22 protein-coding genes are annotated in these 19,624 nt (G+C 72.2%); 16 read left to right on the forward strand and 6 right to left on the reverse strand.

What is annotated here, in order from left to right:
- The first annotated feature begins 121 nt into the window (after positions 1–121).
- A complete protein-coding gene (locus QP090_RS03495; RefSeq protein WP_285936979.1) occupies positions 122–850 on the forward strand; it encodes a DUF981 family protein in 729 nt (242 codons plus the stop codon).
- 88 nt (positions 851–938) lie between these two features.
- Here QP090_RS03495 and QP090_RS03500 read toward each other — a convergent pair whose 3' ends face one another.
- Entirely contained in the window at positions 939–1,244 is a 306-nt protein-coding gene (locus QP090_RS03500; protein WP_285936980.1) for a hypothetical protein, read from the reverse strand.
- Between the two features lie 33 nt (positions 1,245–1,277).
- Here QP090_RS03500 and QP090_RS03505 point away from each other — a divergent pair, with 33 nt between their 5' ends.
- The 3 genes from QP090_RS03505 (at position 1,278) to lipB (ending at position 3,771) form a co-directional block, all read left to right on the forward strand.
- The gene (locus QP090_RS03505; RefSeq protein WP_285936981.1) at positions 1,278–2,180 is read left to right on the forward strand and encodes a TIGR01777 family oxidoreductase; all 903 of its coding nucleotides are present in this window, start codon (positions 1,278–1,280) and stop codon (positions 2,178–2,180) included.
- Positions 2,181–2,279: 99 nt separating this feature from the next.
- Positions 2,280–3,017 carry a Type 1 glutamine amidotransferase-like domain-containing protein gene (locus QP090_RS03510; protein WP_285936982.1) on the forward strand — a complete coding sequence of 246 codons (738 nt, stop codon included), beginning with the start codon at positions 2,280–2,282 and terminating at the stop codon, positions 3,015–3,017.
- Positions 3,018–3,093: 76 nt separating this feature from the next.
- Positions 3,094–3,771 (forward strand): lipoyl(octanoyl) transferase LipB, encoded by a 678-nt coding sequence (gene lipB, locus QP090_RS03515; protein WP_285938558.1) that lies wholly within the window; start codon positions 3,094–3,096, stop codon positions 3,769–3,771.
- A 117-nt stretch (positions 3,772–3,888) separates the two neighbouring features.
- Here the strand turns inward: lipB and QP090_RS03520 are convergent, their stop codons facing one another.
- On the reverse strand, positions 3,889–4,398 hold the full coding sequence (locus QP090_RS03520) for a DUF1877 family protein (protein WP_285936983.1): 510 nt from the start codon (positions 4,396–4,398) through the stop codon (positions 3,889–3,891).
- A 201-nt stretch (positions 4,399–4,599) separates the two neighbouring features.
- Between QP090_RS03520 and lipA the strand changes: the two genes are divergently transcribed.
- On the forward strand, positions 4,600–5,529 hold the full coding sequence (lipA, locus tag QP090_RS03525) for a lipoyl synthase (RefSeq protein ID WP_285936984.1): 930 nt from the start codon (positions 4,600–4,602) through the stop codon (positions 5,527–5,529).
- A 36-nt stretch (positions 5,530–5,565) separates the two neighbouring features.
- The gene (locus QP090_RS03530) at positions 5,566–6,261 is read left to right on the forward strand and encodes a DUF4191 domain-containing protein (RefSeq protein WP_285936985.1); all 696 of its coding nucleotides are present in this window, start codon (positions 5,566–5,568) and stop codon (positions 6,259–6,261) included.
- Between the two features lie 94 nt (positions 6,262–6,355).
- Here the strand turns inward: QP090_RS03530 and QP090_RS03535 are convergent, their stop codons facing one another.
- Positions 6,356–6,844: an RDD family protein gene (locus tag QP090_RS03535; protein ID WP_285936986.1), complete on the reverse strand. Its 489-nt coding sequence runs from the start codon at positions 6,842–6,844 to the stop codon at positions 6,356–6,358.
- A gap of 207 nt (positions 6,845–7,051) precedes the next feature.
- Here QP090_RS03535 and glnA point away from each other — a divergent pair, with 207 nt between their 5' ends.
- Together glnA and QP090_RS03545 are read left to right on the forward strand one after the other, a co-directional pair.
- Positions 7,052–8,476 carry a type I glutamate--ammonia ligase gene (gene glnA, locus QP090_RS03540; protein ID WP_285936987.1) on the forward strand — a complete coding sequence of 475 codons (1,425 nt, stop codon included), beginning with the start codon at positions 7,052–7,054 and terminating at the stop codon, positions 8,474–8,476.
- A gap of 123 nt (positions 8,477–8,599) precedes the next feature.
- On the forward strand, positions 8,600–8,746 hold the full coding sequence (locus QP090_RS03545) for a hypothetical protein (RefSeq protein WP_285936988.1): 147 nt from the start codon (positions 8,600–8,602) through the stop codon (positions 8,744–8,746).
- 507 nt (positions 8,747–9,253) lie between these two features.
- On the opposite strand, the gene QP090_RS03550 is transcribed toward QP090_RS03545, so the two are convergent.
- Complete coding sequence (locus tag QP090_RS03550) at positions 9,254–9,685, reverse strand: hypothetical protein (protein ID WP_285936989.1); 432 nt, start codon at positions 9,683–9,685, stop codon at positions 9,254–9,256.
- A 190-nt stretch (positions 9,686–9,875) separates the two neighbouring features.
- On the opposite strand from QP090_RS03550, the gene QP090_RS03555 reads away from it, so the two are divergent.
- The 4 genes from QP090_RS03555 (at position 9,876) to QP090_RS03570 (ending at position 12,156) form a co-directional block, all read left to right on the forward strand.
- Positions 9,876–10,586 carry a B12-binding domain-containing radical SAM protein gene (locus QP090_RS03555; protein WP_285936990.1) on the forward strand — a complete coding sequence of 237 codons (711 nt, stop codon included), beginning with the start codon at positions 9,876–9,878 and terminating at the stop codon, positions 10,584–10,586.
- The gene (gene tmk / locus QP090_RS03560) at positions 10,583–11,197 is read left to right on the forward strand and encodes a dTMP kinase (RefSeq protein ID WP_285936991.1); all 615 of its coding nucleotides are present in this window, start codon (positions 10,583–10,585) and stop codon (positions 11,195–11,197) included. The genes QP090_RS03555 and tmk overlap by 4 nt, the downstream gene beginning before the upstream one ends.
- Positions 11,198–11,222: 25 nt before the next feature.
- Entirely contained in the window at positions 11,223–11,684 is a 462-nt protein-coding gene (locus tag QP090_RS03565; RefSeq protein ID WP_285936992.1) for an NUDIX hydrolase, read from the forward strand.
- 106 nt (positions 11,685–11,790) lie between these two features.
- Positions 11,791–12,156, forward strand: a complete 366-nt coding sequence (locus QP090_RS03570; RefSeq protein ID WP_285936993.1) for a Rossmann-fold NAD(P)-binding domain-containing protein — start codon at positions 11,791–11,793, stop codon at positions 12,154–12,156.
- A gap of 12 nt (positions 12,157–12,168) precedes the next feature.
- On the opposite strand, the gene QP090_RS03575 is transcribed toward QP090_RS03570, so the two are convergent.
- Positions 12,169–13,146 carry a quinone oxidoreductase family protein gene (locus QP090_RS03575; RefSeq protein ID WP_285936994.1) on the reverse strand — a complete coding sequence of 326 codons (978 nt, stop codon included), beginning with the start codon at positions 13,144–13,146 and terminating at the stop codon, positions 12,169–12,171.
- 113 nt (positions 13,147–13,259) lie between these two features.
- Here QP090_RS03575 and QP090_RS03580 point away from each other — a divergent pair, with 113 nt between their 5' ends.
- From QP090_RS03580 to QP090_RS03590, 3 genes are all read left to right on the forward strand, one after another.
- The gene (locus QP090_RS03580; RefSeq protein WP_285936995.1) at positions 13,260–13,904 is read left to right on the forward strand and encodes a TetR/AcrR family transcriptional regulator; all 645 of its coding nucleotides are present in this window, start codon (positions 13,260–13,262) and stop codon (positions 13,902–13,904) included.
- Between the two features lie 255 nt (positions 13,905–14,159).
- On the forward strand, positions 14,160–16,370 hold the full coding sequence (locus QP090_RS03585) for a DEAD/DEAH box helicase (RefSeq protein ID WP_285936996.1): 2,211 nt from the start codon (positions 14,160–14,162) through the stop codon (positions 16,368–16,370).
- An 85-nt stretch (positions 16,371–16,455) separates the two neighbouring features.
- Complete coding sequence (locus QP090_RS03590; protein WP_285936997.1) at positions 16,456–16,863, forward strand: OsmC family protein; 408 nt, start codon at positions 16,456–16,458, stop codon at positions 16,861–16,863.
- A gap of 3 nt (positions 16,864–16,866) precedes the next feature.
- Here QP090_RS03590 and QP090_RS03595 read toward each other — a convergent pair whose 3' ends face one another.
- Complete coding sequence (locus tag QP090_RS03595) at positions 16,867–18,477, reverse strand: alpha/beta hydrolase (protein ID WP_285936998.1); 1,611 nt, start codon at positions 18,475–18,477, stop codon at positions 16,867–16,869.
- A gap of 341 nt (positions 18,478–18,818) precedes the next feature.
- Between QP090_RS03595 and QP090_RS03600 the strand changes: the two genes are divergently transcribed.
- Positions 18,819–19,619 (forward strand): phosphatase PAP2 family protein, encoded by an 801-nt coding sequence (locus QP090_RS03600; protein ID WP_285936999.1) that lies wholly within the window; start codon positions 18,819–18,821, stop codon positions 19,617–19,619.
- The last annotated feature ends 5 nt before the right edge of the window (positions 19,620–19,624 follow it).

A 19,624-nucleotide genomic window follows, 5' to 3' on the forward strand; every position in this document is an offset into this window, starting at 1 on the left:
GGCCTCCGCGCGTCACGGCCGGGCAAAGACTCCGCCGCGCCGGCCCCATGATCGGCCGCTCCGGGCGCGCGGCCGCCCGCAGCCGGGTAGGCCATGATCACTACCGGCTCGGGGAGGACCCATGGAAACGGCGCGCCTTCTGGCCGCGGCGGACGGCCCTTTGAAGATCAACTGGGCGGAGATGCCGACCTACAACACCATCATGGCGGTCGCGGCGGGCGCCGGGCTGCTCCTGGTGGTCGGCCTCGGCCGCCGCCTGGCCGGACGGGGCACCGTGCTGCACCCGGAGGGCTGGGCGCTGGCCTTCGGCGTGCTCGGCCTGATCCTCACGCTGACCGGCCTGCACATGACGCTGACCTGGCCGCTGGCGGCGGGCGGCTTCCCGTTCGACAACATCATCTTCGGTGAGCCCTCGCTGGCGTTCGGCGTGCTGATGCTCGCCGCGGCGCTGTTCCTGTGGCGGCGCGGCACGATCCTGGAGGAGCACCCCGACCGTCCCGGCTACGTCGCCGGGATCGCCGGGCCGATGTCGATCTTCATCGTCGGGATGGGCCTGGCCTGCTTCGGCATCGCCGCCGCGGGCATCTGGTACGAGCTGTTCGCCGCGCCCGAACAGGAGCCCATCTCGGGCCTGCTGGCCGACCATCCGATGATCGAGGCGACCTTCATCTCGGTGCTCTACGCCCTGGTCGGCGTGGGCGCCGTGCTGTTCCCGGCCGCCCTCGGCGCCCCGCGCGGGCCGCTCGGGCGGGTGGTCGGGTTCTGCTGGGCGCTGGCCGGGCTGCTCTTCCTGATCTTCGGCGCGCTCAACTACTTCACCCACATCGGGCTCATCGTCAACACGATGTGAGCGCCCCGGGCGCCGGCCGGCGCAGGCACCGGCCCGGCCGCACCCGGGGACGCAACGGCGGCAGCGCCGGATCAGGCTCTCTCCGCGGTCAGGCGGCCTTCCGGTCGGACACCGCGTAGGCGGCGCCGGCCGACAGCGCGGACACTCCGAGCACCGCCGGCCAGGGGCCGATCTTCTTGGCCAGCGGATGCGAGCCGCCGAAACCGCCGACGTAGACGGCCAGCAGGCCCGCCGCGCCCTTGGGGCCGGAGGTGCGCGCCCATTCCCGGGCGCAGTAGGCCCCGGCCGCGGCCAGGACCGCGCCGCCGAGCTCGCGGCGGCGGGTGAAGCGGGCCGTGGCGTAGCCGCCGACGAGCCCTGCGGCGGCGACCGCCGCACTCGGGATCTTTACCATGATCGTGAGGCTATCGAACCGTAAGGTGAACCCATGAAGGTGACGCTCACCGGCTCGTCCGGGCTCATCGGAACGGCTCTGGTCCGCGCCCTGCGCGCGGACGGGCACGAGGTCGTGCGGCTGGTCCGGCGCGACCCCGCCGGGCCGGACGAGGCGCGCTGGGACCCGTCCGGCGACGTCGACCCCGCCGCCCTCGACGGCGCCGACGCGGTGGTGCACCTCGCCGGGGCGGGCATCGGCGACAAGCGGTGGACGCCCGAGTACAAGCGGCGCATCCGCGACAGCCGGGTGCGGGGCACCCGGACCCTGGCCGCGGCGATCGCCGCGGCCGGCCGCCCGCCCGGCGTGCTGGTGTCGGGGTCGGCGGTCGGGTTCTACGGCGACACCGGCGACCGGGAGACCGACGAGGGCGCCCCGATGGGCGGCGGCTTCCTCGCCGGGCTGACCCGCGACTGGGAGGCCGCCGCCGCGCCCGCGGCCGAGGCGGGCGTCCGGGTCGTCCACCCGCGCACGGGCATCGTGCTCGCCGCGGGCGGCGGGATGCTCGGCAAGGTACTGCCGCTGTTCCGGCTGGGCCTCGGCGGCAGGCTCGGCGACGGGCGGCAGTGGATGAGCTGGATCTCCCTCGCCGACCATGTCGCCGCGCTGCGCCACCTCATCGCGCACGATGTCGCGGGCCCGGTGAACCTGACCGCTCCCGAGCCGGTGACCAACCGGGACTTCACCCGCGCGATCGGACGGGCCGTGCACCGTCCCGCCGCGCTCGCCGTCCCGGGCTTCGCGCTCCGGGCCGCCCTGGGCGGCTTCGCCGATGAGGGCGCGCTGGTCAGCCAGCGGATCGTCCCGCGGCGGCTGGTCGAGGCCGGATTCACCTTCGCCCACCCCACGCTCGGCGCAGCGCTGGCGGCCGAGCTCGGCACGCCGCGGCAGGGCTGAGCCAAGAATCACCAAAACGGCGCCCGTCCGCGAACGGTGCCCGTACGGTGACGTTGCGACATCGGACCAAAGCCGGGAACCGCGCAGGAGGAGGACGAAGTGAGCACCGACGGACAGCCGCACATCCTCGCCATCGGCGGGGGGGCCTTCCTTCCGGACGACCGGTATGGCTTCTCGCCGAGCCCCCTGGTCCGGTACGCGCTCGACCTGACCGGCCAGGACCGGCCCCGGATCTGCTTCCTGACCACGGCGGTGGGCGACGGCACCGAGCACATCGCCCGCGGCTACTCGGTGTTCTCGCAGCTCGACGCCGAGGTCAGCCACCTCGCGCTGTTCCCGATGCCGAACCACGCCGACATGCGGGCGCACCTGCTCTCCCAGGACCTGATCTATGTGGCCGGCGGCAGCGTCGCCAACCTGCTCGCGCTGTGGCGGCTGCACGGCCTCGACGTGATCCTGCGCGAGGCGTGGCAGGAGGGCGTGGTGCTGTCGGGGCAGAGCGCCGGCGCGCTGTGCTGGCACGTGGGCGGCACCACCGACTCCTACGGCCCGGAGCTGCGCCCGCTGGGCGACGGCCTCGGCTTCCTGCCGTACTCGTGCGGGGTGCACTACGACAGCGACCCGCAGCGCCGCCCGCTGCTCCAGCGGCTGGTCGGCGAGGGCGCGCTGCCCGGCGGGTATGCCGCCGACGAGTCGGCCGCCCTGCACTACGTGGGCACCGAGTTCGTGCAGGCCGTCGCCTACCGCAGGGAGGCCGGCGCCTACCGGGTCGAGCCGGACGGCCCCGGCACCGCCAAGGAGAACCGGATCGACCCCAGGCTGCTCGCCGCGCTGTGAGGCATAGGCTGGCGGCGTGAGCGAACTGGACGTACGCGAAGCCGACGCGACCACCGAGCGCCCCCCCGGCCAGAGCATCGAGCAACTCGTCGTCGTGCACGCCGGCTTCGGCGCCGCGGCCGTGCCCTACGAGGCCGGCTGGGAGCTCCAGCGGCGCACCCACGCGCGCCGGGCGGACGACGAGATCCCCGACACCGTGCTGCTGATGGAGCACGAGGCGGTCTACAGCGCGGGCAAGCGCACCGGGGCCCAGGACCGGCCGTTCGGCGACCCGGGCGCGCCGGTGATCGACGTGGACCGCGGCGGGAAGATCACCTGGCACGGTCCCGGGCAGCTGACCGGCTACCCCATCGTGCGGCTGCCGGACCCGGTGGACGTGGTCGCCTACGTCCGGCTGCTGGAGCGCATGATGATGGAGGTCTGCGCCGGGTTCGGGCTGGAGACCACCCTGGTCGAGGGGCACAGCGGCCTCTGGGTGGCCGGGTCCCCCGACCGCAAGATCGGCTCGATCGGGATCCGGGTCTCGCGCGGCGTGACGATGCACGGCTTCCAGCTCAACTGCGACTGCGACCTGGGATGGTTCGACCGGATCGTGCCCTGCGGGATCCCGGACGTCGGCTCGACCAGCCTGTCCGCCGAGCTGGGCCGTCCGGTCACCGTCGCCGAGGTCACGCCCCTGGTCGAGCAGGGTCTGGCCACGGTGCTGGGCGGACGCGAGATGTTCCACCGCACCATCGCGCAGCTCGGCGTCTGACCGGACGGCCGCGACGCGGAACATTCCGGGCGTACGCCCCGTACAGGACTGTTCGGGGCGTACGGGCTGCACGGGACGTCGGGGCCGCACGGGACTGTACGGGGCGCCAGGGGACGCTCAGCGCACCTCGGCCATCACCTTGTAGATGGCCTGCCCCTCGGTGGCGGCGTCGGCGAACAGCCTCGTCAGGGCCGCGTAGGCGGGCGCCAGGACCCGGTCGAGCGCCCCGCCGCCGAGGCCGCCGACGCCCTCGACTCCGGCGGCGTCCATCGCCGCCGGGTCGAACCTCCCGGCGATCCCCCCGAACGGGGTGCCGGCCAGATGGTCGGCCGCGGGCTTGACCCGGTCGGGCGCCAGGTAGATCACGTCCATGCCGAGCTCGTCGGCGCCGTCCTCGGTGAGCAGCCGCCCGCCGCAGACCACGTCGGCCTCGGGCTGCCGCCCGTCCCACGGGTCGCCGGTGATCAGGAAGTGCAGCGGCTGCCACGCGCCGCCGAGGTCCAGGACCTCGCCGGCGGGCCGCCGCCGCCAGCCGCCGTCGCCGAAGACCCGGCGGGCGATCCGGCCCGGATCCGCCTCCCCCTCCAGCACGGACGGCACCCTGAGGTACGACATTGCCAGACCCACGGTGGTCCTCCTGCACAAAAAAACGGGTGATGCGCGACGACAGGGAGTCACCTTAAGAGATCTCCTGCGTCAGAAGGTGGAAATGCGGGAAACGGCACGCCGGACGCCGTTCCGTCCCCGGCCGTGCCCGGCCGTACCCGGCCGTCCCGGGCCGTCCTGGGCGCGGTTCCGACACCGATGATCGGGACGTACCCTGGACTCGTGACTACGGTGACACCTGAGGGGCGCAAGCTCCTGCGCGTTGAGGCCCGCAACAGCCAGACCCCGATCGAGCGCAAGCCCGAATGGATCAAGACCCGGCTGAAGATGGGCCCGCAGTACCGCGAGCTCGTCCAGCTGGTCAAGACCGAGGGCCTGCACACGGTGTGCCAGGAGGCCGGCTGTCCCAACATCTACGAATGTTGGGAGGACCGCGAGGCGACCTTCCTCATCGGCGGCGACCAGTGCACCCGGCGCTGCGACTTCTGCCAGATCGACACCGGCAAGCCCGCGGCGCTCGACCGCGACGAGCCGCGCCGGGTGGCCGAGTCGGTCACCACGATGGGGCTGAAGTACGCCACGATCACCGGCGTCGCGCGCGACGACCTCGAGGACGGCGGCGCGTGGCTGTACGCCGAGACCGTCCGGCAGATCCACGCGGCGGTGCCCGGCTGCGGCGTCGAGCTGCTGATCCCCGACTTCAACGCGGTGCCCGCGCAGCTCGCCGAGGTGTTCGGGTCGCGTCCCGAGGTGCTGGCGCACAACGTGGAGACGGTGCCGCGGATCTTCAAGCGGATCCGCCCCGGGTTCCGGTACGAGCGGTCGCTGGAGGTCATCACCCGGGCCCGCGAGGACGGCCTGGTGACCAAGTCCAACCTGATCCTCGGCATGGGCGAGACCCGCGAGGAGGTCTCCCAGGCGCTGCGCGACCTGCACGGGGCCGGCTGCGAGCTGATCACCATCACCCAGTACCTGCGGCCGAGCCCGCGGCACCACCCGGTGGAGCGGTGGGTCAAGCCCGAGGAGTTCGTCGAGCTGTCGGCCGAGGCCGAGGAGATCGGGTTCACCGGCGTCATGTCCGGTCCGCTGGTGCGTTCCAGCTACCGCGCGGGCCGGCTCTACCGGCAGGCGATCGAGGCCCGGCAGGGGTGACCGTTCGAGGGGTGCGGCACGACTATCCTTGAGGGCATGTCGAAAAAGCCCACGGACGGTGCCCAGGAGCGTCCGGGCCGCCTCAAGCAGATCCGCATGGTCGCCCAGGTGCTCCGCCAGGCCGACCCGAAGGCCCTACCGATCGTCTTCGCCTCGGCGCTCGGCACCCTGGTCGTCGTCGTCCTCATCGGGTTCCTCATCGGCCAGCCGTGGTTCTTCATCCCGCTGGGCGTGCTGGCCGCCGCCGCGGTAGGCATGATCATATTCGGTCAGCTGGCGCAGCGCGCGCAGTACAAGGCGATCGCCGGCCAGCCCGGCGCCGCCGCGGCCATCCTGAAGAACATGCGCGGCGGCTGGACGGTCACCGAGGCCGTGAGCGGCAACCGCAACCTCGACATGGTGCACCGCGCCGTGGGCCGCGCCGGGGTGGTGCTGGTCTCGGAGGGTCCGCGCAACCGCGTCGGCCCGCTGCTCGGCGCCGAGAAGAAGCGCATCTCCCGCGCCGCCCAGCAGGTCCCGATCTACGACGTGCAGGTCGGCGAGGACGAGGGCCAGGTCCCGGTCGGCAAGCTTCAGCGGCACCTGATGAAGCTGCCGCGCAACCTCTCCAAGGGGCAGGTCTCCGAGCTGAACGACCGGCTCCAGGCGCTCCCCCGGTCGATGCAGATGCCCAAGGGCCCGATGCCCAAGGGCGCCCGGATGCCCAAGGGCCCCAAGCCCAAGACGCGCTGACCCCGTCCGGCCGAGCGACACGAACGGCCCGGCACGAAAGCACGAAGAGCGCCCCCTCGGGGGCGCTCTCGCGTTTCCGGCGCGGCCGGTCCGGCTAGATGCTCACCACGACCGTGTTGGCGGCCCGGTCGTGCATGCCCCGGTAGTCGCGGTCCCAGATCAGCGCGGGGACGATCACGAGCAGCAGGAGCGTCCGGGCCAGGCTCCAGCCGAGCCCGACCGGGCGGCCGTCCAGCCGGGCCACCCGGATGCCGCTCAGCCGTTTGCCGATGGTGGTGCCGAGAAGCCCGATCAGCAGCCACGCCTGGATCCCGAAGATGATCAGCGTCCACATGCTGCGCTGCGGTGCCGACCAGTCGAAGGAGCGCGCCAGCAGGCTGGCCACCAGCATCGACAGCCCCCAGTCGAGGAACAGCGCGACCAGGCGGCGGCCGTATCCGGCCACCGCGCCGCTGCCCGCGTCGGGAAGGCCGAGACGGCCGCCCGGCTTGCCGAGATCGACTCCCGAGGCGGAGCGGGCCCCGCTCAGCCACGTCTGAGTCCACCGCGTACCGCCGGCCTGCCGCTCTCCGCCACCGCTCATGCCCTCTACGCTATCTCCTCGCCTCAGGGGTTCCGACTCGGCATACCGGGGCAGAAGGGGAGGTGGCACGGGAGCACGCCTCACCCCCGGTCCCAGTCCACTGTGCGTCGCCGATAGTGATGCGTAACACAGGCGAAACACATGGGACATGGCCGGGAAATGGCCGCCCCGTAGCGTTTTTTGCTAAATGCGCCCGAAGGAGGCTGGATGTTCAGCAGCGCCGAAGAGGTCCTGAGCTACATCAGGAACGAAGGTGTGCGATTCGTCGACTGCCGGTTCGTGGACCTGCCCGGGAAGATGCAGCACTTCACGTTCCCCGTCGAGAGCTTCGGCGAGAGCGTCTTCACCGAGGGGCTGATGTTCGACGGTTCGTCGGTCCGCGGGTTCCAGGAGATCCACGAATCGGACATGCTCCTGCTGCCCGACCCGTCGACGGCCGTGCTCGACCCGTTCCGGCAGCACAAGACGCTCAACATGAACTTCTTCGTGCACGACCCGCTGACGGGCGAGCCCTACAGCCGCGATCCCCGCAACGTGGCCAAGAAGGCCCAGGACTACCTGCGCGGCACCGGCATCGCCGACACCGTCTACGTGGGGCCCGAGGCCGAGTTCTACATCTTCGACGACGTGCGCTTCGAGACCAGGCAGAACGCCGGCTACTACTACCTCGACTCGATCGAGGGCGCGTGGAACACCGGGCGCGAGGAGGAGGGCGGCAACCTCGGCGCCAAGCCCCCCTACAAGGGCGGCTACTTCCCCGTCCCCCCGATGGACCACTACACCGACCTGCGCTCGGAGATGGTGTCCCAGCTCCTGGAGTCGGGCATCCACGTCGAGATGCAGCACCACGAGGTCGGCACCGCCGGCCAGGCCGAGATCGACTTCCGCTTCGACACGCTGCTGAAGACGGCCGACCAGCTCCAGCTCTACAAGTACATCGTCAAGAACGTGGCGCGCGCCAACGGCAAGACCGTGACGTTCATGCCCAAGCCGATCTTCGGTGACAACGGCTCGGGCATGCACGTGCACCAGTCCCTGTGGAAGGACGGCTCGCCGCTGTTCTACGACGAGGTCGGCTACGCCGGCCTGTCCGACGACGCCCGCTACTACATCGGCGGCCTGCTCCGGCACGCGCCGTCCCTGCTGGCCTTCACCAACCCGACGGTGAACTCCTACCACCGCCTGGTCCCGGGATACGAGGCGCCGGTCAACCTGGTCTACTCCCAGCGCAACCGGTCGGCCTGCATCCGCATCCCGATCACCGGCTCCAATCCGAAGGCCAAGCGGGTCGAGTTCCGCGTCCCGGACCCGTCCTGCAACCCCTACCTGGCCTTCTCCGCGATGCTGATGGCCGGCCTGGACGGCATCAAGAACAAGATCGAGCCCGCCGAGCCGGTCGACAAGGACCTCTACGAGCTGCCGCCCGAGGAGGCCCGCGCCATCCCGCAGGTGCCCGGCTCCCTGGAGGACGTCCTGGCCGCCCTGGAGGCCGACCACGACTACCTCCTCGAGGGCGGCGTCTTCACGCCCGACCTGATCGAGACGTGGATCGCGATGAAGCGCGAGTTCGAGATCGACCCGATCCGCCTCCGCCCGCACCCCCACGAGTTCGAGCTCTACTACGACATCTGATGTCCGCGATTTCGCGGCCTGGGCGCAGATCACGATCCGCGCTCTGACCAGCAAAAATGCCTCACGCACCATCACGCGGGATCACGCACGTTCACGGGTCGATGTGCCCTCGATGTGCCCCGCGTGATGCTGCGTGAAGGTGGCAAGCGAATTCGGGATGTGGCCGAGCGGCTGCTGCCGCTGATGCGCGCGTCGGGGCTGTTCGGCGTCGGCGACGAGACCGAGTTGCCCAACCTGCGGACGGCGGCCTGCGGATCGTGGTGGAGGTGACTGCGGCGGGGCCGACCACCCGCGTGACCGCCGAGCCGCAGGTCCCGGGAGCGGCTCGCCCGGTGCCGCATGGCAGGAGACGCCCCCGCCTGACCCCGTAGGTGACACCGACGCCCCACCCTTCACGTGCAATGAGGAGGCGTGTTTGCTGCCAGTTGTGATTCCCCGCTGGCGGCCAGTTGGTGGGGAGGCATTCTGGCCGTAGCTCATCACTCTGTGTCATTGTCTTGGAGTCCGCGAGGGGCTCCTGCTTGCTGGAGTAGTAGCTGCTCGGCCGAGGCCCCGGCCGAGGTGTCAGCGTGCGACGGGGCGGTGACCATAGAGGAGACCCGATGGCCGAGTTGGACGTAGGCGCGGAGACTCGTCAGGTGCCCCGGCGGTCCCTGGCCTGGATCTCAGTGGCGGATGGGGCAGCAGCTGGCCGCCTCCGGTGACCTGGCAGAACGTCGCCCTGGGCGTGGTGGCCAGAGGCCGGGCGGGGCGGGTCGGACAGGAACGCGTGTGCGATCAGTAGGTGACCTTGAACTCGCGCTGGACCTGGATGTCGATGGTCCCGGAAGTGGAGGTATCGTAGGCCGCTGACTTCAGCGTCAGCGATACCGACAGGGTCCATTCGCCATAGCGGCACAGCCCCGAGGTCGTGCTCCAGGAACGCGCCCCGCCCTCACCTTTCCCCGAGGCCTCGGGGAAGGAGCCCTCGGTCACCCTGCCTTCGGGGTCGGTCATGACGAAGGTGCCCACCACGACCGCGCGGCGGGTGTAGGGCCACTCCCCCAGCATGGTCTTGCCCTTGGTCCACTTCAGCACCACGCCGGGCCAGGTCTTGTCGCTGGGATCCTCACCGCGCAGCGTGACCGCCCACAGGTACTCGTGCTGGCGGTATCCGCTGCCAATCAGGTCACCGCTGTAGCTCCACTGATCCGCACTGCTGACGTCCATGCGCATGCCCTCCCCGTCGGCGCCGGAACGCGATCCGGTGCTCGGCCTCCCGCTCGACTCTGTGCCAAGAACTCCCGTTTGTCACCGTCCGGATCCGGCCGACCGCCCTCCCCTCACGCCGTCCAGGGCGGGCACGACCGCCGATACATCAGCGATCACCCAACACCTCACAGTTCATCCAACTGCAACCATGTCCCAGCTCCGCGCCGAGCAAGGGGTGACCGCGTTCCGGTTCGTCGACGATCTCTTCCTGGGCGCCCGCCGCATCATCTTCCAGATGATGAGCGCGTTCACCGCAGCCGGCATCGGGGACTGGGCGCACTGGGACGCCACCGGCCGTATCAACGTCCTGGACCGCCTCACCGACCAGGCCCTGGACGTCCTAGCGGGCAACGGGCTGCGCGAGGTCGCGCTCGGGATCGAATCGGGCTCCGAGCGGATGCTGGCCCACATCGACAAGCGCATCACGCCCGCCATGATCCGCAGCGTGGTGCGACGCCTCACCGCGCACGGCATAGCGGTGAAGGGCTACTTCATTCTCGGGCTGCCCACCGAGACGCGCGCCGAGCTCGCCGAGACCGTCGCGCTGGTGCGCGAACTCTGGGACCTCACCGAACCGGCGCCAGGCCGGTTCCGCGCCAGCGTGTTCGAATTCCGCCCCTACCCGGGCACCCCCGAATGGGACCGGCTCATCGCCACCGGCCGATACACCCCCGCCCAGCTCATGGACTACACGGCCGTCGACCTCACCACCGCCGGCGTCGACGAAGCCATGCGCGCACGCGACGAGTTCAACTTCTCCGTGGGCCTCCAGTTCGGAGAACCCACCGTCGCCGAGATCCGAGCCGCGCTGGTCGAGCTGACCCACCAGCAGCACGCCCGTTCCCAGGAGGCGGCGTGACCCGCGGACTGCTGGTCACCCTGGACGGACCCGGCGGCGCGGGCAAGACCACCCTGGCCCGCCGAGCCGCCGCCCTGCTCGACAGAGCGGGCGTCCCGGCCGACCTCACCACCCAACCCTCACCAGGCCCGATCGGCGCGCTGGCCCGTGCCGGCACCCACCAGTTCCACGGCCACGCACTGGCGTGCCTGGTCGCCGCCGACCGGTACCACCACCTCGACACCCACATCCGCCCCGCCCTGGCCGCCGGCACCACGGTGATCTGCGACCGGTACATCGCCTCATCGCTGGTCTTCCAGGCGCTCGACGGCGTGGACCAGCAGTTCGTGACGCAGTTGAACCGCCATGCCGACAGCCCGGACCTGGCCGTGTTCCTGACCTGCGGGCAGGCCGAGCTCCTTCGCCGCCTGTCCGTCCGCGGCTCCCACGGCCGCTTCGAAGATGACCCCGGCAACTCGGCCAAGGAGATCGTCCGCTACCGGGCCGTGGCCGCGGCGTTCGCCTCACAGGGGATCAGCGTCCTCGAACTCGACTCCACCACCAGTGATATCGACTCACTCGCATCACGCATCGTCACCGCAGTCCGCGCGCTACCCTCGGCCCCGACCTGACCACCACACACCCGCGAGGGGAAGCATGACCGTCGAGCGCTACCGGTCCATCATCGACGTCCACGTCATCCTGGAGCGCGACGAGGAGATCCTGCTCCTGGAACGGCAGGGCACCGGGTACTGCGACGGAATGCTCCACCTCCCCTCCGGACACCTGGACGAAGGCGAACCGGTCACCCACGGCGCAGCCCGCGAAGCCCGCGAGGAGGTCGGCGTCCACATCGACCCCGCCGACCTGACCCTCGCCACAGTCGTCCATCACCACCAACGACCCGGCCTCGCCCGCATCGGCATGTTCTTCACCACCACCCGATGGGACGGCGAACCCCACAACGCCGAACCCCACAAATGCGGCAAGCTCCAATGGTGCGACCCGCGGATCCTGCCCTCCACCACGATCCCCTACCCCGCCGCCGGCATCCGCGCCTACCTCACCGGCACCCCGCTGATCACGCACGGCTGGCGCGAGGAGGAAGCGACGGTCTGACCCCGGGGACGGAGACGGGAGGACCTCCAGGCATCAGAGAGGTAGCACCTCCAGATATGACGAAGACGCCCCGCCCTCCCGCCGAAGCGGAGAGGACGGGGCGTCCGTGCCGGCTGGGCTTCCCCACCCGCCGACGACGATCAGGCTACCGGGGCAGCTCCGACGCCTTGACCGCAGACCGGCGCCCGACGCGCCCCGCCATCCCAGCGACAGCAGCACTCGCCGGGATGGCGGGGCGAGTCCCAAGGTCCGGCGGTCCGCAGGGCGAGGCCGCGGTGACCCTGCAAACGAGCTGCGCAAGGACGGGATCCTCGTCAACGCCGCCGACCCTGGCTACGTCGACACCGACATCTACGGCTCCGGTGGGCACTTCACCCCCGCGTGCGGCGCCGCGGTCGTGGTGTGCCTGGCGACGCTCGGCGCGGAAGGGTCGACCGGCGGGTTCTTCTGCGAGACCGGCACGGTCCCCTGATAGCGGTTCGGGTCAGGGCAGGAGGAGCACGCGGCCGAGGTTGGTGCGCTCTTCCAGCAGACGGTGCGCCGTGGCCGCCTCGGTGAGGGGGAGGCGGGCGTGGACGGCGGTGCACAGCCGTCCGGCCACCGCGTGCTCGGTGGCCTCGGCGACGTCCCGGCGGGCCTGCTCTGGGGCGGACTTCCGCCAGCCCATGATGGTGAACCCGGTCAGCGTCCGCAGTCCGAAGACGCTGGTGAGGGGGACGCCGGTGAGGTCGCCGCTCGCGGCGCCGTAGGTCACGGCGCGGCCGAGGGGGGCCAGCAGGTCGACACTGTGGCGCAGGACGTCGCCGCCGACGGCGTCCAGGACGACGTCCACACCGTGCGGGGCGGCGTCGCGGACCCGGTCGGGCCAGTCGCCGCGGGTGTGGTCGACGGCGGCGTCGGCGCCGTGCTCGCGGGTGAAGGCGAGTTTGTCCGGTGCGCTGGCGGTGGCGATGACCGTCCCGGCGCCGAGGAGTTTGGCCAGCTGTACGGCCAGGTGGCCGATGCCGCCGGCGGCGGAGTGGACGAGGACGGTCTCGCCGGGCGCGGTCCGGGCGATGCGCAGCGCGCCCAGGGCGACGGGGGCGGCCATGGGCAGCACGGTGGCGGTGGCGGTGTCGAGGCCGTCGGGGACGAGGACGAGCCAGGAGGTGTCGGCGGTGACGTAGTCGGCGTACGCGTCTTCGCCCACCAGTGCTGCGACGCGTGCTCCGATCAGGGCGGGGTCGGCGCCGTCGCCGACGGCCTCGACGGTGCCGACGACGTCGCCGCCGGGCTTGCCGGGCAGCGGGCGCTGGAAGAGCGCGCCGCTGGTCGGGCCCTGCCGCGACTTGGTGTCGACGAAGTGCGCGCCGATCGCCTCGACGCGGACGAGCACCTGGCCGGGGCCCGGTTCGGGGACGTCCGCCTCTTCGATCTTCAGGACCTCGGGGTCCCCGTATTCGTGGTAGCGGATCCGTCGCATGATGATGTCCTCCACAAAGGCGACATGGATAAACTTGACCGATAGTCCAGTTAGCCGGAACTGTACTGGACCGACGGTCAAGTTGTCGACGCGGAACGAGAGAAGGGCACCCGATGGCCGAGGGCCGACGCGAACGCGCCGACGCGGTACGCAACCGCCAGGCGATCCTGCGGGCGACCGAGGAGCTCCTGACCCGGCACGGCCCCGAGGAGATCTCTATGGAGCGGATCGCCGCCGCCGCCGGCGTCGGCAAGGGCACCCTGTTCCACCGCTTCGGCAGCCGCATGGGCCTCATGCGGGCGCTGATGGAGGAACGGGCGCTCACCCTTGGCGAGGCCGTCGCGGCAGGACCCCCGCCCCTGGGCCCCGGCGCCCCGCCGAGCGAACGCCTCCTGGCCTTCCTCGACGGTCTCGTCGACCTGGTCGCCCGCAACAAGGGCCTCTTGGCCGCGCTCGGCCACGCCGCCACCACCGCGCACAAGGACGACAAACCGCACCCCCTCCACGCGCGCTGGCACGACCACATCCGCGCGCTGATCGCCGAAGCGCGCCCCGACCTGGACGCCGACCTGCTGGCCCACATCCTCATCGGCAGCGTGCAGGGCAACGCCGTCCGGCGCCTGTTGGAGCAGGGCGGCGAGGCGCGCGTCGCCCGCTCCCTGCACACCCTGGTCACCGCCCTGCTGGCCGCCGCACCGCAAGCCCCCGCGCCGGGCGGCGCCGACTCAGGAGCCGGGGCCCGACCAGCGCGGGCCTGAGCGGCGCGGACCTGAGCGGCGCGCACCTGAGCGGCGCGCACCTGAGCGGCGCGCACCGCGAGCGCCTCACCGTACTGCGCCAGCCTCTGCGAGCGGTTCCCCTGCCGGTGGATGTTCCAGGCCGATACGACGCCACGCACACGCGTGAACTGGCCCTGTACCTCTTGGCTGGTCATGGCTCTGGCTCGATTACCCCATTCCCGGTGATCCGGGCGGATACCGCAATGGCATCATGTGCGCGGACGGGGAGGCGGCATGACGACGCGGGAATCCGTGCGCGATCGCACGGGTCTCGGGCCCAAGGGCCTGGTGCGGGAGGCGCGCGCCCTCCTGGACTCCGCCGCCACCTTGCTGGACGACCACCGCCGCGCGCTGGACGAGGTGCTCGGCGCGCTCGCCCCGCTGCGCGCGCAGGCGGTCAAGGACGCGCTCGTCGAGGTGCCGGTGGCGCGGCTCAGGGACGTCAGCGGCGGGCGGCTGCGGCTCGGCCCGCTCGAAGACGCCGGGATCGGCACGGTGCTCCACGTCCTGGACACCACCCCGTACAGACTCCAGCTACTGCCCGGCGTGGGTCCGCAGACCGCCGCGCAGCTGCACGCCGCCGCGCGGCGGATCGCCGACGCGGCGGAACGGTCCGCGAGCATCCGGCTCGATGTCGACGCGCGTGATCCCGCCACCACCGCGCTGGTCGTCGCGCTGCACCGGCTGGTGAACGCCGGGCCCGAGCTGTCCCGCGCGGAGGCCGCCGCGAGGGAGCTCGGCGGGCGGCTCGGCCCGCCGGTCGCGGACGCGCGTCCGGCACTGTCCTGGTGGCGGCGGTCGTTCGCGGGACGGCGGCGGCGCGGCCGGGCCCGCGAGGCGCTCGGCGAGATCGCCGCGCTGCTCGCCGCGGAGGACGCCCGCGGCACCGCGCTGCTGCTCCCTCAGGCGTCGGTGGACCTGCTGCGCCCGGCGGCGTCCGGCGCCGAGGCGTGGCTCGACTTCGGGGTCCGCGCCGCCGACTACCACACGCTGCTCGCCGAGCTGGCCGCGCTCGAACCCGAGCGCGAGGCGGCCGAGGGGTTCCTGCCCGCCGGCGTCGCCGAGCGGGTGAAGGCGCAGCCGCTCGACGACGCCCACCGCACCGTCTCGCTGCGCGGCTACCAGGCGTTCGGCGCCCGCTTCGCGCTCGCCCAGGAACGGGTGATCCTCGGCGACGAGATGGGCCTGGGCAAGACCGTGCAGGCCATCGCGGCGATCGCGCACCTGCGGGCCGGGGGCGGGACGCACTTCCTGGTGGCCTGCCCGGCCAGCGTCCTGGTCAACTGGCTGCGCGAGATCGAGGCGCGCTGCACGCTCGCCGCGCACCCGGTGCACGGCCCCGGGCGGGCGGCGGCGCTCGCCGCGTGGATCGGCTCGGGGGGCATCGCGGTCACGACCCTGGACAGCCTGTACGCGCTGGACGTCCCGTCCGGCGTGCCGGTCGCGATGTTCGTCGTGGACGAGGCGCACTACGCCAAGAACCCCGAGGCGCGCAGGTCCAGAACCGTCGCGGCCTGGTGCGGGCGGACCGCGCGGGTGCTGCTCCTCACCGGTACCCCGATGGAGAACCGGGTGGCCGAGTTCCGCGTCCTCGTCGGGTACCTGCGGCCGGAGCTGCTGACCGAGATCGGGCCGGACGAGGCGGCCGTGGGGCCCCGGGCGTTCCGGTCCGCCATCGCCCGCGTCTACCTGCGCCGCAACCAGCGGGACGTGCTCGCTGAGCTGCCCGAGGTCGTGCACGTGGACGAGTGGGAGGAGTTCAGCCCGTCCGACGAGGCGGCCTACCGGCGGGCGGTGGCCGAGGGGAACTTCATGGCCATGCGCCGTGCCGCCTACGCCGTACCGGCCGGGTCGGCCAAGCTGCGGCGGGTGGCGGAGCTGGCCGGCGAGGCCGCCGAGAACGGGCTGAAGGTGGTGGTGTTCTCCTACTTCCGCGACGTGCTCGCCGCCGTGCACGGCGTCCTCGGCCCGGACGCGCACGGGCCGGTCACCGGCGCGGTGCCGGCCGCCCGGCGGCAGGCGCTGGTCGACGCGTTCACCGCCGCGCCGGGGCACGCGGTGCTGCTCGCGCAGATCCAGGCGGGCGCCAGCGGCCTCAACCTCCAGGCCGCGTCCGTGGTGATCCTCTGCGAGCCGCAGGTCAAGCCGGCCCTGGAGGCGCAGGCGGTGGGCCGGACGCACCGGATGGGCCAGGTCCGCCGCGTCCAGGTGCACCGGCTCCTCACCCCGGCGGGCGTCGACCGGCGGATGCTGGAGATCCTCGGCGTCAAGGCGCGGCTGTTCGACGACTACGCGCGGCGCAGCGACCTGGCCGAGGCGGCGCCGGAGGCGGTGGACGTCGCCGAGCAGTCGCTGGCTCGCCGGATCGTCGAGGAGGAGCGGGTGCGCCTGGAGACCGGCCCCGGCGCGGTGGCGGACCCTGAGGACACCGGTGGCGGACCCTGAGGAAGCGGACGGCGGACCCTGAGGAAGTACGCGCGGGGTCCCCGTGTTTCGATGGTGCAAGTTCCACGACGATCAAGGGGATGTCATGCCAGAGGTGAGGGTGGAGCGCACCGGCGACGGCTTCGAGGCCACCAACGACCGCGGCGCGCGCGTGGCGATCGGCGATTCCGCCACCGACGGCGTGTTCACGCCGGTCGAGCTGCTCCTGGCCGCGCTCGGCGGCTGCGAGCTGGTGACCGTCGAGCCGCTGACCGCGCAGCGCGGGCACCGGATGGTCCGGCTCGCCGCGACGGTGGCGGCCGACAAGATCGCCACCAGCAGGCTGGGCACCATCACGCTCACCTACGACGTGGAGCTCCCGGAGGGGGACGACGAGGCCGCCGGCGTGCTGGCCGCGGTCGCCGGACGGGTGCACGACAAGTACTGCACCGTCGGCAACGCGCTCCGGGACCCCATGCAGGTCGACCAGGTCGTCCCCGAGACCACGGCCTGACCGTCAGGTGCAGGTGGTGCCGTTGGCGGGGACCTTCCCGTCCAGCAGGTAGCCGTCGACGGCGGCGCGCACGCACGCGTTGCCGGTGTCGTAGGCGCCGTGCCCCTGGCCCCGGAGGGTGACCAGCGTGGCGGCGCCGCCGAGCTCCTTGGTCAGCGCGGGCGCCCAGGCGTACGGGGTGGCCGGGTCGCCGGTATTGCCGACCACGACGACGGGTGCGGCGTGCGGCGCGGAGACGTTCTGGGCCGCGTCGTCGCCCTTGACCGGCCAGCCCGTGCACTGGAGCAGTCCCCATGCCATCGACGGCCCGAACACCGGCGAGGCGTTGCTGAACCGCGGCAGCAGCCGCCGGACGTCCTGGACGGTGTACCGGTCGGTGGTGTCGGCGCAGGTGATCGCGGTGTTGGCGGCGATGAGGTTGCTGTAGTGCCCGTCCTCCTGCCGGCCGAGCTGGAGGTCGGCGAGCGAGAGCAGAGTGGTGCCGTCCTGGCGCTCGACGGCCTCGGTGACGCCCTGCGCGAGCATCGGCCACGCCTGCTCGGAGTAGAGCGCGGCGGTGACGCCGGTGACGCCGAGGCTCTGGGTCAGCGTCCGGCCGCTCGCGGTCTTCAGCGGCGCGGCGTCCAGGCCGTTCAGCAGCCGGCCGATCGACGCGACGACCTGGGTGGAGTCGCGGCCGAGGGGGCAGGCGGCCGGGCCGAGGCGGGCGCAGGCCGTGCCGAAGCTGCCGAGCGCCCGCTGGAACGCCGCCGCCTGCTGGAGGCCGAGGTCGGCGGTGCTGATCTTGGTGTCGACGGCGCCGTCGAACACCGCCCGGTCCACGTTCTTCGGGAGCTGGTGGGCGTAGCTGCCGCCGAGCCAGGTGCCGTAGGAGATGCCGAAGTAGTGCAGCCGGGCGTCGCCGAGCGCGGTGCGGATCACGTCCATGTCGCGGGCCGCGCTGATCGTCCCGACGAACGGGAGGAGCTTTCCGGAGCGCGCCCTGCACCCCTGGTTGTAGGACAGCTCGGACGCGGCGTAGGCGCGCTCCTCCGCCGGGTCGTCGGGCGAGTCGTCCTCGGCGGTGATCTGGTCCATCCGCTTGTCGTCGACGCAGGAGACCGGGTCGCTCTCGCCCACCCCGCGGGGGTCGAAGCCGACCAGGTCGTACCGGGTACCGAGCGAGGCGTAGTCGCCGGCCGCCTGCGCGAGGGTGCGGACCCCGTCCCCGCCCGGCCCGCCGAAGTTGAACAGCAGCGACCCGATCCGACGCTGCGGCTGGGTCGCCCGGGTCCGGATGACGGCGAGCTCGATCGTCTCCCCCGTGGGCTTGGCGTAGTCGAGGGGCACCCTGACCTTGGCGCATCGGAACACCGGCGAGGTCGGCCCGGCCTCGGACGGGCCGCCGGACGGCGCCTCGGACCGGCTCTGCGTCGCCTCGGGCGGCAGTCCCTCGCACTTCTTCCACTCGGGTCTCTGGCCGGTGAGCGCGGACGGGAGCGCGGCCAGGCCGCCGGTGGCGGCCGCACCGTCGGCGGTCTCGGCACCGCCACCGCACGCGGCGAGCCCGGTGAGGCCGATTGCGGCCACGGCACCCGCCGCCACAATGACCGACTTCGACGCCTTGTGCGCCATTTGTCCCCTCCGTTCCGATCATGAGGGGGCGGTCAGGACCTACCCACGGTCTCCCGCGCTGATTCCTGATCGCGTCCGGCAGCCTCCCGACCGGCGGTTCCCCCGCCGAACCCCGGGCGCCCTCCCCCGGAAGACCGGATGTCGGGTCAGGGTCGTACTACTCAGGTCTGAGATGAAGACCATTCGCCGCGGTGATCTCAACGAAGGGCCCCGGAGCAAAGATAGGTAACATGGCCCAAACCGCCCCCCCTACAACTCGCCGAGGCCACGCCGAAGCGGCCGGCGGCCAGGTCCCGCGCCACCACCCCCGGTCCCTGACGGCACGGATCAGCGCCCCTCCGGTGTGGCGCGAACTCCTGCTGATCGCACTCTTCTACAGCGGGTACATGCTCACCCGCATCGTGCTGGTCCAGGACGGGACGACCCCCGCCTTCAACCACGCCGACCAGATCCTGCGCGCCGAGCGGTTCCTCGGGCTGGACGTGGAACTGGGGCTCAACCAGATGCTGCTCCAAGTGCCCTGGCTGGCGCGGGCGGCCAACATCTTCTACGCCACCGCGCACTTCACCGTGACGCTCGGAGTGGTCGTCTGGATCTACCGGTACCGCGCCCGGGAGTACCGCTGGCTGCGCACGTCGATCATGGTGGCGACCGGCGTCGCGCTGCTCGGCTTCTGGCTCTACCCGCTCGCCCCGCCGCGGTTCCTGCACAGCGAGGGGTTCGTCGACCCGGTGACCGTGCTGCACTCGTTCGGCCTGTACGCCAGCGACGCCTCCGGCAGCCTCACCAACCAGTACGCCGCGATGCCGTCGATGCACGCGGGATGGGCGCTGTGGTGCGGGTACGTGCTGTTCCGGCTGGCCTCGCAGCGGTGGGCCAAGGTGCTCGGGGTGCTCTACCCCGCCACCACGGTGTTCGTCATCCTGTCCACCGCCAACCACTACGTGCTGGACGCGGTGGTCGGGGTCGCGGTGATCGCCGGGTCGCTCGGGCTGGCCTGGGCGCTGTACCACCGCTGCCCGGCATGGCTGCTACTGCTGCGGGGGCGCACGGCGCACCTGGTCCTGCGGGCCGCAGGGCGGCCGGACCGTCCGCGTGGCGACTCGGTGACGGTCGGTGGCGGGGGCCGGGCCGGCGTTTGAGACCC

It is taken from the genome of Actinomadura xylanilytica, from assembly GCF_030283145.1.
In the GTDB taxonomy this organism is placed as follows: domain Bacteria; phylum Actinomycetota; class Actinomycetes; order Streptosporangiales; family Streptosporangiaceae; genus Spirillospora; species Spirillospora xylanilytica.